Source organism: Streptomyces sp. AV19 (assembly GCF_015999245.1).
Lineage (GTDB): Bacteria > Actinomycetota > Actinomycetes > Streptomycetales > Streptomycetaceae > Streptomyces.
On record NZ_JAEAMR010000007.1, the window covers coordinates 205,332 to 218,029 of the forward strand.

The 12,698-nt window shown below is 69.6% G+C and carries 11 protein-coding genes and 1 tRNA gene; 7 read left to right on the top strand and 5 right to left on the bottom strand.

Annotated elements, in window-relative coordinates; genetic code table 11:
- Positions 1 to 27: 27 nt before the first annotated feature.
- Positions 28 to 111, bottom strand: a tRNA-Leu gene (locus I5Q34_RS10505).
- 360 nt (positions 112 to 471) lie between these two features.
- Between I5Q34_RS10505 and I5Q34_RS10510 the strand changes: the two genes are divergently transcribed.
- From I5Q34_RS10510 to pknB, 6 genes are all read left to right on the top strand, one after another.
- On the top strand, positions 472 to 1,338 hold the full coding sequence (locus I5Q34_RS10510) for a DUF3662 and FHA domain-containing protein (RefSeq protein WP_199891939.1): 867 nt from the start codon (positions 472 to 474) through the stop codon (positions 1,336 to 1,338).
- A gap of 10 nt (positions 1,339 to 1,348) precedes the next feature.
- Entirely contained in the window at positions 1,349 to 1,891 is a 543-nt protein-coding gene (locus I5Q34_RS10515; RefSeq protein WP_199891940.1) for an FHA domain-containing protein, read from the top strand.
- 75 nt (positions 1,892 to 1,966) lie between these two features.
- Positions 1,967 to 3,502, top strand: coding sequence for a Stp1/IreP family PP2C-type Ser/Thr phosphatase (locus I5Q34_RS10520; protein WP_199892889.1), 1,536 nt, complete (start codon positions 1,967 to 1,969; stop codon positions 3,500 to 3,502).
- 38 nt (positions 3,503 to 3,540) lie between these two features.
- Complete coding sequence (locus I5Q34_RS10525; protein WP_199892890.1) at positions 3,541 to 4,941, top strand: FtsW/RodA/SpoVE family cell cycle protein; 1,401 nt, start codon at positions 3,541 to 3,543, stop codon at positions 4,939 to 4,941.
- The gene (locus tag I5Q34_RS10530; protein WP_199891941.1) at positions 4,938 to 6,395 is read left to right on the top strand and encodes a penicillin-binding protein 2; all 1,458 of its coding nucleotides are present in this window, start codon (positions 4,938 to 4,940) and stop codon (positions 6,393 to 6,395) included. Before I5Q34_RS10525 ends, I5Q34_RS10530 begins: the two co-directional genes overlap by 4 nt.
- A 133-nt stretch (positions 6,396 to 6,528) precedes the next feature.
- The gene (gene pknB / locus I5Q34_RS10535) at positions 6,529 to 8,598 is read left to right on the top strand and encodes a Stk1 family PASTA domain-containing Ser/Thr kinase (RefSeq protein WP_199891942.1); all 2,070 of its coding nucleotides are present in this window, start codon (positions 6,529 to 6,531) and stop codon (positions 8,596 to 8,598) included.
- Positions 8,599 to 8,619: 21 nt separating this feature from the next.
- Here pknB and I5Q34_RS10540 read toward each other — a convergent pair whose 3' ends face one another.
- Positions 8,620 to 9,387, bottom strand: coding sequence for a class E sortase (locus I5Q34_RS10540; RefSeq protein WP_374192997.1), 768 nt, complete (start codon positions 9,385 to 9,387; stop codon positions 8,620 to 8,622).
- Positions 9,384 to 10,382: a class E sortase gene (locus I5Q34_RS10545; protein ID WP_277965233.1), complete on the bottom strand. Its 999-nt coding sequence runs from the start codon at positions 10,380 to 10,382 to the stop codon at positions 9,384 to 9,386. Before I5Q34_RS10545 ends, I5Q34_RS10540 begins: the two co-directional genes overlap by 4 nt.
- A gap of 133 nt (positions 10,383 to 10,515) precedes the next feature.
- Between I5Q34_RS10545 and I5Q34_RS10550 the strand changes: the two genes are divergently transcribed.
- A complete protein-coding gene (locus I5Q34_RS10550; RefSeq protein ID WP_199891943.1) occupies positions 10,516 to 11,682 on the top strand; it encodes an RNA-guided endonuclease TnpB family protein in 1,167 nt (388 codons plus the stop codon).
- Between the two features lie 92 nt (positions 11,683 to 11,774).
- On the opposite strand, the gene I5Q34_RS10555 is transcribed toward I5Q34_RS10550, so the two are convergent.
- Positions 11,775 to 12,443 carry an aminodeoxychorismate/anthranilate synthase component II gene (locus I5Q34_RS10555; RefSeq protein WP_199891944.1) on the bottom strand — a complete coding sequence of 223 codons (669 nt, stop codon included), beginning with the start codon at positions 12,441 to 12,443 and terminating at the stop codon, positions 11,775 to 11,777.
- 4 nt (positions 12,444 to 12,447) lie between these two features.
- Positions 12,448 to 12,636 carry a hypothetical protein gene (locus tag I5Q34_RS10560; RefSeq protein WP_199891945.1) on the bottom strand — a complete coding sequence of 63 codons (189 nt, stop codon included), beginning with the start codon at positions 12,634 to 12,636 and terminating at the stop codon, positions 12,448 to 12,450.
- Positions 12,637 to 12,698: the final 62 nt, after the last annotated feature.

Consider the following 12,698-nt stretch of genomic DNA (forward strand, 5'->3'; position numbering starts at 1 on the left):
TCTCACGACGAGGCCCGTTCCGTACGGTGCGCGAGGGGGGAGTTGAACCCCCACGCCCTTGCGGGCACTGGAACCTGAATCCAGCGCGTCTGCCTATTCCGCCACCCGCGCATTGGGTGTGTCCTCCGGCTTCCGCTCCCCTACCGGACTTTCGTCCGGTCCGCGGTGCGTCCGCCTTCCGACATGCAGAACATTAGCACGCCCCGGAGGGTGCCTTCACACCCGTGATCCGCCGAGGGCCCCCGGGCGTCCCCCCGGGCATCCGCGGGGACGCCACCGGTTGCGGGACACTGGCTCTCCGGCGGCTCTACGATCCGAGTGAGGGAGTGCGGAGGCAGCGCGTAGGCGACACTCATCACTCCTGGCGCCGAAGGGGAACCAGCTGTTTTCCCGGCGCGTGGATACGATCAGTAAGCAGTATCAGGAACGGCACCGAGCATCACAGGCGTCACCGAGGGAAGGAGGTGCCCCGTGGGAGTACTGAAGCGCTTCGAGCAGCGACTCGAAGGTCTCGTGAACGGCACCTTTGCCAAGGTGTTCAAGTCCGAGGTGCAGCCCGTCGAGATCGCGGGCGCGCTCCAGCGGGAGTGCGACAACAACGCCACCATCTGGAACCGTGACCGCACGGTCGTTCCCAACGACTTCATCGTGGAGCTGAGCGCCCCGGACTTCGAGCGGCTCAGCCCGTACTCCGGTCAGCTCGGCGACGAGCTGGCCGGCATGGTCCGCGACTACGCCAAGCAGCAGCGGTACACCTTCATGGGGACCATCAAGGTCCACCTGGAGAAGGCGGACGACCTCGACACCGGGCTGTACCGGGTGCGCAGCCGCACCCTGGCGTCCAGTGAGTCCCAGGAACCGCAGGGGTACCAGGGGCACGCGCCCCAGCAGCCGACGTACGGCGGCGGAGCCGCCCCGCGCGGCGGCTCCCCCGTCACCCAGGGCGGCGGCTACCCGGAGCGCCCGGCCGGCGCCCCGCCCATGCCTTCGTCCCCGCCGCCCGGCGCGGCCCGTCCCCAGCCCCGCGCGGGCGGGCCGGGTGCCGGCGCGGCAGAGCGCACGCGCCGCTGGATCGAGATCAACGGCACCCGCCACCAGATCTCCCGGGCCACCCTGGTGCTGGGCCGCAGCACCGAAGCGGACGTCCGGATCGACGACCCCGGCGTCTCCCGCCGGCACTGCGAGATCCGCACCGGCACCCCGTCGACCGTCCAGGACCTGGGGTCCACCAACGGCATCGTCGTGGACGGGCAGCACACCACGCGCGCTACGCTCCGCGACGGCTCGCGCATCGTCGTGGGCAGCACCACCATCGTTTACCGGCAAGCCGAAGGGTGAAGCGGGGGCAATGTCAGAGCTGACCCTCACGGTCATGCGGTTGGGTTTCCTCGCCGTACTGTGGCTGTTCGTCATCGTGGCCGTCCAGGTCATCCGCAGCGACCTGTTCGGCACGCGGGTGACCGCGCGCGGCTCCCGCCGCGGCGGCGAAGCGCGCCCCGCGCAGCGGGCCCAGCAGGCCACGCCGCCGCCGCAGCGCCAGCAGCAGTCCGGCGGCCGGCGTGCGGCCGGCCGGGGCGAGAGCCGCGGCCGCCGCGGCGCGCCCACCAAGCTGGTGATCTCGGAGGGCACCCTCACCGGCACCACCGTGGCCCTGCAGGGCCAGACCATCACCCTCGGCCGGGCCCACGACTCGACGATCGTGCTGGATGACGACTACGCCTCCAGCCGGCATGCCAGGATCTACCCGGACCGCGACGGCCGCTGGATCGTCGAGGACCTCAGCTCGACCAACGGCACCTATCTCGACCGGACCCGGCTGACCACCCCGACCCCGATCCCGCTCGGCGCGCCGATCCGCATCGGCAAGACCGTCATCGAGCTGCGGAAGTAGTAGGACCATGACGACCGGAGGGTGGGCATCGAGGTGGGCAAGGGGCTGTACCCGGAGCCGACTGGCGAGGTGCGCATGAGTCTGTCGCTGCGTTTCGCCGCCGGGTCCCACAAGGGCATGATCCGGGAAGGCAACGAGGACTCCGGTTACGCCGGCCCCCGGCTGCTCGCCATCGCCGACGGCATGGGCGGCCAGGCCGCGGGCGAGGTGGCCAGCTCCGAGGTGATCTCCACCCTGGTGACCCTGGACGACGACGTCCCGGGGTCCGACCTCCTCACCTCCCTCGGCACCGCCGTCCACCGCGCCAACGAGCAGCTGCGCTCGATGGTCGAGGAGGACCCGCAGCTGGAGGGCATGGGCACCACGCTCACCGCCCTGCTGTGGACGGGCCAGCGGCTCGGGCTGGTGCACGTCGGCGACTCCCGCGCGTACCTGCTGCGCGACGGTGTCCTCACCCAGATCACCCAGGACCACACCTGGGTCCAGCGGCTCGTCGACGAGGGCCGGATCACCGAGGAGGAGGCCACCACGCACCCGCAGCGCTCGCTGCTGATGCGTGCGCTGGGCAGCGGCGACCACGTCGAGCCCGATCTGTCGATCCGCGAGGTGCGGCCCGGCGACCGCTATCTGATCTGTTCCGACGGCCTCTCCGGGGTCGTCAGCCACGAGACCATCGAGGAGCGGCTCGCCAGCTACCAGGGCCCGCAGGAGACGGTCCAGGAGCTGATCGAGCTCGCCCTGCGCGGCGGCGGCCCGGACAACGTCACCGTGATCGTCGCCGACGTGCTGGACGTGGACGGCGGGGACACCCTCGCCCAGCAGTTCAGCGACACCCCCGTGGTCGTCGGCGCGGTCGCCGAGAACCAGTTCCCGCTGGGCCACCAGAACGCCATGCAGACCCCGGCCGGCCGCGCGTCCGAGCTGGGCCGCACCCCGCCCGCGCCGGGTCCGGCCGACGGCTTCGGCCCGCCGGGCAGCGGCCCGGCCGTGGGCGACGCCCCGGACGGCGCGTTCGGCGCGTTCCACGACGACTACGACGACGAGGGTGTGGAGCAGGCCCGCCCGCCCCGCCGCGGCGGCTGGGTCAAGCGGTCGCTGATCATCGCCGTGGTGCTCGGCGTCGTCGGCGGCGGCCTCTACGGCGGCTACCAGTGGACGCGGACGCAGTACTACGTGGGCGCCAGGGACAACACCCACGTCGCCCTCTACCAGGGCATCAACCAGGACCTTGCCTGGATCAGCCTCAGCAGGCTGTACCAGGACCATCCCGAGATCGAACTCAAGTACCTCCCCGTGGACCAGCGGGGCCGGGTCGAGGACACGATCGCGGTCGGCAGCCGGGACCAGGCGGTGCAGAAGGTCAAGGACCTCGGCACGCTGGCCAGCGCCTGCAAGAAGAAGGACGAGCAGCAGAAGGCCGAACGGCGGCAGCGCGAGAGCCAGAAGCCGGAAGCACAGCAGCCGGACGGCCGGAAGCCCGAGAACGGCAAGCCCACCGGGGCCGCGAACGGCGGGACCTCGGTCACCCTCCAGTCCGTGCCGACCCCCGGTCCCACCCTCAGCGAGGAAGAGCAGAAAGTGGCTCAGCAGTGCAACGGCTCCCAGCAGTGAGGCTGTAGGGGGCCCGCGACATGTCAGCCATCTCACCCATGCCGAACACCACCGCCACCACCACCGTCAGTACGGCGGGCCAGCCGAGCCGGCGCAACACGGAGTTGCTGCTGCTCGCCTTCGCCGTCATCCTCCCCTGCTTCGCGTACGCCAACGTGGGCCTGGCCCTGGACGGCGAGATGCCCTCCGGCATGCTCGGCTACGGCATGGGCCTCGGCCTGCTGGCCGGCGTCGGCCACCTGGTGATGCGCAAGTTCGCCAAGTACGCCGACCCGCTGCTGCTGCCGCTGGCCACGGTCCTCAACGGACTGGGCCTGGTGATCATCTGGCGGCTGGACCAGTCGCCCCGGCTCCAGGCGTCCAAGACCTTCGCGCCCGCGGCCACCAACCAGCTGCTGTTCTCGGCGCTGGGCATCGCCCTGTTCGTGGCGGTGCTGGTCTTCCTCAAGGACCACCGGATCCTCCAGCGCTACACGTACATCTCGATGGCCGTGGCGCTGGTCCTGCTGATCTCGCCGATGTTCTTCCCGTCGGTCTACGGCGCCCGGATCTGGATCAAGATCCCCGGTCTGGGCACCATCCAGCCCGGTGAGTTCGCCAAGATCGTCCTGGCGGTGTTCTTCGCCGGCTACCTCATGGTCAAGCGGGACGCGCTGGCCCTGGCCAGCCGCCGCTTCATGGGGATGTACCTGCCGCGCGGCCGTGACCTGGGCCCGATCCTGGCCGTCTGGGCGTTCAGCATCCTGATCCTGGTCTTCGAGACCGACCTCGGCACCTCGCTGCTGTTCTTCGGCATGTTCGTCGTGATGCTCTACGTCGCGACCGAGCGCACCAGCTGGATCGTCTTCGGCCTGCTGATGTCGGCGGCCGGCGCGGTGGGCGTGGCCTCCTTCGAGAGCCATGTGCAGGCCCGTGTGGACGCCTGGCTCGACCCGTTCGCCGGCTGGGGCAAGTCCCAGGCCAGCGAGCAGATCGCCAAGGCGCTGATGACCTTCGGCTCGGGCGGCGTCGCGGGCACCGGCTGGGGCCAGGGCAACTCCGACCTCATCGGCTTCGCCGCCAACTCCGACTTCATCCTCGCCACCGTCGGCGAGGAGCTGGGCCTGGCCGGCGTCATGGCCATCCTGCTCATCTACGGGCTGATCGTGGAGCGCGGCGTCCGCACGGCGCTGGCCGCCCGCGACCCGTTCGGCAAGCTGCTCGCCATCGGCCTGTCCGGCGCCTTCGCCATCCAGGTCTTCGTGGTGGCCGGCGGTGTCATGGGCCTCATCCCGCTGACCGGCATGACCATGCCGTTCATGGCACAGGGCGGTTCCTCCGTGATCGCCAACTGGGCCCTGGTGGCGATCCTGCTGAAGATCAGCGACGCGGCCCGCCGTCCCGCGCCCGCCCCCGTCAGCAACCCCGACGCCGAGATGACCCAGGTGGTCCGCCCGTGAACAAGCCCGTGCGCCGGATCGCGATCTTCTGCGGACTCCTCATCCTCGCGCTGATGGCCCGCGACAACTGGCTGCAGTTCGTCCAGGCCGACGAGCTCAAGAACCACAAGCACAACATGCGGGTCGCGATCGCCCGTTACAGCCAGCCGCGCGGCAACATCATCGTCGACGGCAACGCGATCACGGACTCCAAAGAAGTCAACGGCATCAACTACAAGTACAAGCGGACCTACGCCAACGGCCCGATGTGGGCGCCGGTGACGGGCCTCAGCTCGCAGGTCTACACGCCCACCATGCTGGAGGGCGTCGAGGACAAGATCCTCACCGGTGACGACGACCGCCTCTTCTTCAACCGGACGATCGACATGATCACCGGCAAGGGCAAGAAGGGCGGTGACGTGATCACCACCCTCAACGCCAAGGCCCAGGAGGCCGCCTTCAAGGGCCTGGGCGACAAGAAGGGCGCCGTCGCCGCCATCGACCCGCGCACCGGCAAGATCCTGGCGCTCGCCTCCACCCCGTCGTACGACCCGTCGACCATTGCCGGGGCCAACGACGGCGACGCGTGGAAGAAGCTCAACGACGACAAGAACAAGCCCATGCTCAACCGGGCGCTGCGCGAGACGTACCCGCCCGGCTCGACGTTCAAGGTCGTCACGGCCGCCGCCGCGCTGGAGACCGGCCTCTACAAGGACGTCGACGAGAAGACCAACTCGCCCAAGAGGTGGAACCTCCCGGACACCCGGAACGTGCCGCTGACCAACGAGACGACGATGCCCTGCGACAACGTCTCGATGCGGGCGGCCCTCCAGTGGTCCTGCAACAGCGTCTTCGGCAAGATCAGCGCCGATGTCGGCAACCAGAAGATGATCGACACGGCCAACAAGTTCGGCTTCAACAGCGACGACCTGACCGTCCCGGTCGGTGTCGCCAAGAGCGTCTACCCCAAGGACAACCGCCCGCAGAACGCCATGGCCGGCATCGGCCAGGCGTCCAACCGCGCCACCCCGCTCCAGATGGCCATGGTCGCCGCCGCGATCGCCAACAACGGCAAGCTCATGGAGCCGTACATGGTCGACAAGCTGCGCGCGCCCAACCTCAACGTCATCGAGACGCACCAGGCCAAGGAGATGAGCCGCCCGCTCACCCCCGAGCACGCGCAGTCGCTGCAGAGCGCCATGGAGACGGTCGTCGAGGAGGGCACCGGAACCGCGGCCAAGATCAGCGGCGTCAAGGTGGGGGGCAAGACCGGTACCGCGCAGCACGGCGTGGACAACAGCGGGAACCCCTACGCGTGGTTCATCTCCTACGCGAAGTCGGGCGACGGCTCCCCGGTGGCCGTGGCCGTGGTCATCGAGGGCTCCGACACCATGCGTGACGACATCGCCGGCGGCAAGCTCGCCGCCCCGATCGCCAAGAACGTCATGGAGGCGGTGCTCAAGACGCAGAAGTGACGGGATCCGGTACCAGTCGGATATCGGTGACCGTCACGCCCGGGAGCGATAGGACCCGCCGGGTACGGTAAGCGCGGACAGCACACCGCCGGACCCACGTCGGTGGGGTCAGGAAAACGGAAGGGCTGGAGCTATGGAAGAGCCGCGTCGCCTCGGCGGCCGGTACGAGCTGGGCTCGGTGCTCGGCCGCGGTGGCATGGCCGAGGTCTACCTCGCCCACGACACCCGGCTCGGCCGCACCGTCGCCGTGAAGACGCTGCGGGTGGACCTCGCCCGCGACCCGTCCTTCCAGGCCCGGTTCCGCCGTGAGGCCCAGTCGGCCGCCTCGCTGAACCACCCGTCCATCGTCGCGGTCTACGACACCGGCGAGGACTACGTGGACGGCGTCTCGATCCCGTACATCGTCATGGAGTACGTGGACGGCTCGACCCTCCGCGAGCTGCTGCACTCCGGCCGCAAGCTGCTCCCCGAGCGCTCGCTGGAGATGACGATCGGCGTCCTCCAGGCCCTGGAGTACTCCCACCGGGCGGGCATCGTCCACCGGGACATCAAGCCCGCCAACGTCATGCTGACCCGCACCGGCCAGGTGAAGGTCATGGACTTCGGCATCGCCCGCGCGATGGGCGACGCCGGCATGACCATGACCCAGACCGCCGCGGTGATCGGCACCGCGCAGTACCTCTCCCCCGAGCAGGCCAAGGGCGAGCAGGTCGACGCCCGCTCCGACCTGTACTCGACGGGCTGTCTGCTCTACGAACTGCTCACCGTCCGGCCGCCGTTCATCGGCGACTCCCCGGTGGCGGTCGCCTACCAGCACGTGCGGGAGGAGCCGAACCCGCCGAGCGCCTTCGACCCCGAGATCACGCCGGAAATGGACGCCATCGTCCTCAAGGCGCTGACCAAGGACCCGGACTACCGCTACCAGAGCGCCGACGAGATGCGCGCCGACATCGAGGCCGCGCTGGAGGGCCGCCCGGTGGCCGCGGCGTCCGCCTACAGCGCCATGGGCTCGGTGGGCTACGGCGGCGAGGACCAGCCGACGGCGATGCTGCGGCCGCACGGCCAGCAGCACGACCCGAACGCGCCGGGCCAGACCTCCATGCTGCCGCCGGTCCGCGACGGCGGGGGCTACGGCGGTTACGACGGCTACGGCGACGGCGGTGACCCCGGCGGGCACGGCGGGGGCCGCAAGAAGAGCAGCCTGTCGACCGTCCTGCTGGTGGTCGCGGGCATCCTGGTGCTCGTCGGAGCGATCTTCATCGGCAAGTCGCTGTTCAGCGGCGGCGGGAGCGGCGACGAGGTCACCGTGCCCAGCCTCCGGGGCGTGACGCTCTCCGAGGCCCAGAAGCAGGGCGAGAACGTCGAGCTCAAGGTCGTCGACAGCGGCAAGTCCATCAACTGCGACGAGGACCCGGGCAAGGTCTGCGACCAGGACCCGAAGGCCGGGTCCAAGCTCAAGCGCAACGGCGAGGTCAGGGTGACCCTGTCCAAGGGGCCGGCCAAGATCGACGTGCCGAACGTGATGAGCCTGTCCTACGACGACGCGAAGAAGACCCTGGAGGACGCCGGGTTCACGGTCCGCCGCAGGACGGAGGAGACCGAGAAGGCCGAGCCCAACACCGTCATCGGCCAGAGCCCGAAGGTGGGCACGAAGGCCGACAAGGGCGCGGAGATCACTCTCACCGTGGCCGTGGCACCGCAGACCAAGGCCGTCCCGTCGGTCGTGGGCCAGAAGTTCGAGGACGCCAAGAAGCAGCTCGAGGACAACGGCTTCAAGGTGGCCCGCACCGACGTCGACTCGGAGGAGGAGGCGGGCAAGGTCGTCGCCCAGAACCCCCAGGGCGACAGCAAGGCGGCGCCCGGCTCCCAGGTCACCCTCGACGTCTCCAAGGGCCCGCAGGAAGTCGCGGTGCCCGAGGTCAAGGGGATGTCGATCAAGGACGCCAGGAAGGCCCTGACGGACGCCGGTTTCAAGGTCGGCAACATCGCCGGCCCGCAGGACGACAAGGCGACCGTGGTGATGACCAACCCGCCGGCCGGCACCAAGGGCAAGAAGGGCCTGACCGTCGACCTGATCACTCAGGGCGGCGGGGTCATCGGCGGCAACGACACCGGGGACTCCGAGGACAAGGGCAGCACCGGCGGCAACGACGACGGCGGCCTCTTCGGCGGCAACGGCCTCTTCGGCGGGCGCCGCCACTGAGTCCGGGCGGAGCTGCGGGACTCAGTCCCGCAGCTCCTTCGGCGGGGTCCGCTCCGCGTCCACCTTCTCGGTGCGCACCAGCTCGGCCCAGACGATGTAGCGGTAGTCCGAGGTGTAGACCGGCGTGCAGGTCGTCAGGGTCAGATAGCGGCCCGGCTTCGTCTTCCCCGACTCCCTGGGGACCGGGTCGAGCACCTTCACATTGAACCGCGAGGTCTGCTTGAGCTCCTTGAAGACCTTGTAGACGTACCAGGTGTCCCGCGTCTCGAAGACGACCGCGTCCCCGCCCTTGATCTTGTGGATGTTGTGGAACTTCGCGCCGTGCCCGTCCCGGTGGGCGGCCAGCGTGACGTTGCCCCGCTTGTCCCAGGGCATCGCGGACTTCACGGGCTTGCGGTAGTAGCCGGCGACGCCCTCGTTGAGGACGCTGCCGCCGGTGCCCGGCTTCACCAGCACCTCGCCGTCGCCCAGCATCGCGGGGACGTGCAGGAAGCCGATGCCGTCCTTGGTGTCCAGCGCGCCCGGGCCCGCGGGGGCCTTGGCCCAGTTCTCGCGCACGTGGTCCGACTGCTTCTTCGCCTCGCGGTCGGCTATGACGTTGGTCCACCACAGCGAGTAGACGACGAACAGGGCCAGCAGCACACCGGCCGTGATCAGCAGCTCGCCCACCGCGCTGACGGCGGTGGCTATCCGCCCACGGGTCCGGCCCGCCGGCCGTGACGCGCTCTCGGCCTGCTCGTCGGTCACTGTCACAGCCGCCCGTACCCCGTTCCGCATCCGGTCCGTCATTCGACGAGCGCGTCGGGCTTCCCCTTGCCGCGCGGGCGCTCGTCCACCATCTTGCCCCACACGATCATCCGGTACGTACTGGTGAATTCGGGGGTACAGGTGGTCAGCGTGATGTACCGGCCGGGGCCGGTGAAGCCCGAACCCCGGGGCACGGGGCGGATGACGTCGACGTTCGCGGGTGACGTCTGGTCAAGGCGGCTCGTCATCTCATAGGTGTAGAAGGCGCTCCGCGTCTCGACCACGATCTTGTCGCCGGGGCGCAGCCGGTTGACGTAGCGGAACGGTTCGCCATGGGTGTTGCGGTGGCCCGCCAGCGCGAAGTTGCCCCGCTTGTCCCAGGGCATCGCGGACTTGAGCGATCCGCTCCCGTAGTGCCCGGCCATACCCCGGTCGAGGACCGTGCGCTTGCCGGTCCCCTCGGCGATCGGCGTCCGCACGTCCAGCGCGGGGATGTAGAGGATCGCGAAGCCCTCGCCCGGCGAGAACGCCCCCGCGTCCCGGTCCGCGCCACCGTTCGTCTCCCAGCTGTGCCGCAGGCTCCTCGCCGCGCCGCCCGCCTGCTGCTGGGCGCGGATGTTGGTCCACCACAGCTGGTAGGCGACGAAGAGCAGCATCACCACGCCGATGGTGATGAACACCTCGCCCACGAGCCGGCTCACGGCCACCCCCACCCCGGCGCGTGCCGCGCGGCGGGCGGCCTTTCGCCGCTCCGCCCGGCCGCCGGCGAGGCCCCCGGCCGGGGCGGGGACGACGGAGCGCAGCGACACCGTCCCGTCGTCCTCGGCCGGCAGCGGCCGGGCGACGGGCCGCTCCGGAGGCAACGGTCGCGAGACGACCTCCTCCGGAGGCAACGGTCGCGAGACGACCTCCTCCGGAGGCAGCGGCTGATGGACGACCCGGTCCCGCGGGGGGCCGTAGGAGCCGGGTTCCCGTACCGCGTACGGCTCTGGCTGCGCCGCCGTCCAGGGATCCCCCTCGGGGCGCGACCCGTTCACCGTGTCCTAGCCAGCAAGCCTGGGGCTCCAGCCCCGGGAGGAATGGCTTCCTCGTGTCGGAGCCACACGGCGGCGAAGGGCTCTTCGTTGCGTCTCAACATCAAGTTGATTTCCTGGAGTTGGCCTAAATAGCATGTTCTGCGTGAAGATTGTCGCGCAGGTGAAGTTGATGCCTGTGTCCGCTCATGATGCGCATGCGCTGGCGGCGACACTGCGCACCTGCAACCGGGCCGCGAACCGGGCGTCCGAGGTGGCTTTCGCCAGGGGCCTCAAGCGGCGCAACGTGCTGCAGGAGGCTGTGTACCACCAGCTCAAGGCCGACTATGACCTTGGAGCGCAGGCCGCTGTGCGGGTGGTGAAGAAGGTGTGCGACGCCTATGCCACGTTGAAGGCGAACATCAAGGCCGGGAATCTCGGCCCCGAAGGATCGAGGCGTCGCAGGCGCGCGGAGTCCAAGCCGATCGCCTTCCGCGAGGACGCGGCCCAGCCCTTCGATGACCGCATCCTGACGTGGAATCTCGATGAGCGCACCGTGTCCATCTGGACGGTGGCCGGGCGCATCAAGGGCATCCCGTTCGTCTGCTCCGAGCAGGCCATGAAGCTCCTGGCCACCCGCAAGGGCGAATCGGATCTGGTGATGCGGGACGGCATGTTCTTCCTCAGCGCCACCATCGACCTGGCTGAGCCCGAACCGTATGAGCCGGGCGGATTCCTCGGCGTGGATCTCGGAATCGTCAACATCGCCACCACGTCCGACGGTCGGATCATGGCTGGAGGCAGCCTCAACCGGTACCGCAAGCGGTACCGCGACCTGCGGACCAAACTCCAGAAGAAGCGCACGAAGAGCGCGAAGCGCGCGCTGAAGCGTGTCCGGCGCCGTGAGGCGAGGCACGCCGCCCACGTCAACCATGTCATCGCCAAGCAGCTCGTTGCGACCGCTCAACGCACCTCGCGCGGGATCGCCCTGGAAGACCTTTCGGGGATCCGGCAGAGGGTCACGGCCAAGAAGGACCAGCGGTCCACCCTGCACTTCTGGGCCTTCGCCCAGCTCGGCGCGTTCGTCGCGTACAAGGCGCGACGGGCCGGTGTGCCGGTCGTCTTCGTCGACCCCCGCAACACCTCCCGTCAGTGCTCCGAGTGCCGGCACACCCACCGCTCGAACAGAGTGGATCAAGCACGGTTCGTATGCCGCTCCTGCGGGACAGTGCTGCACGCGGACCACAACGGCTCCCGCAACATCGCCCACCGGGGCGAGGCTGTGTGGAAGCGGGGCGCGGTCAACCGCCCCAGTACGGCTTAGCGTCGTACCGGACGCAGGGGACCAACGCGGCAGCCAGTCGCGCTCCACTTGCAATCCCAGCCCTTCCGGCCGAGCCAACAAGCTCGGTCCCCTCAGGGCCGAGAAGTTGGCTCCCCGGCCTTGCCCACCACCGGGGCGAGCCCGGCCGACCGTTCCACCGCCCCCGCGTCACCGCAGGCGACGAGCCAGTTGGCGAGCATCCGGTGGCCCCACTCGGTGAGCACCGACTCGGGGTGGAACTGCACGCCCTCGACCGGCAGGTCGCGGTGGCGCAGGCCCATGGCGATGCGTCCGCGCCCGTCGGGGCGGTTGGTCCAGGCGGTCATCTCCAGCTCGTCCGGCCAGCCTTCGGGCTCGACGGCGAGCGAGTGGTAGCGCGTGGCGGTGAACGGCGAGGGGAGGCCGTGGAAGACGCCGCCGCCCTCGTGCGTCACGAGGGAGGTCTTGCCGTGCAGCAGCTCGGGGGCCCGGTCGACGACGCCGCCGTAGGCGATGGCCATCGACTGCATGCCCAGGCAGACGCCGAACACCGGCACGCCGGTGGCCGCGCAGTGCTTGACCATCTCGACGCAGACGCCGGCCTCCTCGGGGGTGCCGGGGCCCGGGGAGAGCAGCACGCCGTCGAACCCGTCCTGGGCGTGGGCGGGTTCGACCTCGTCGTTGCGGCGCACCTCGCATTCGGCGCCCAGTTGGTAGAGGTACTGGACGAGGTTGAAGACGAAGCTGTCGTAGTTGTCCACGACGAGGATGCGCGCGCTCATCGCGTCACCGCCATTCCGTTGCCGTCGTCGGCAGGCTGTCGTCCACGGTCACGTCGTTGAACGGCAACAGCGGTTCGGCCCAGGGGAAGACGTACTGGAAGAGCATGTAGACGACGCCCAGCACGAGGGCCAGCGAGATCAGCGACTTCACCCATGCGTTGCCCGGCAGATGACGCCAGATCCAGACGTACATGCTGTCCCTACTTGCCGACGGGGATGGTCTTTGCCGCACCAGGGTAAGGGGGAGTGCCCGTG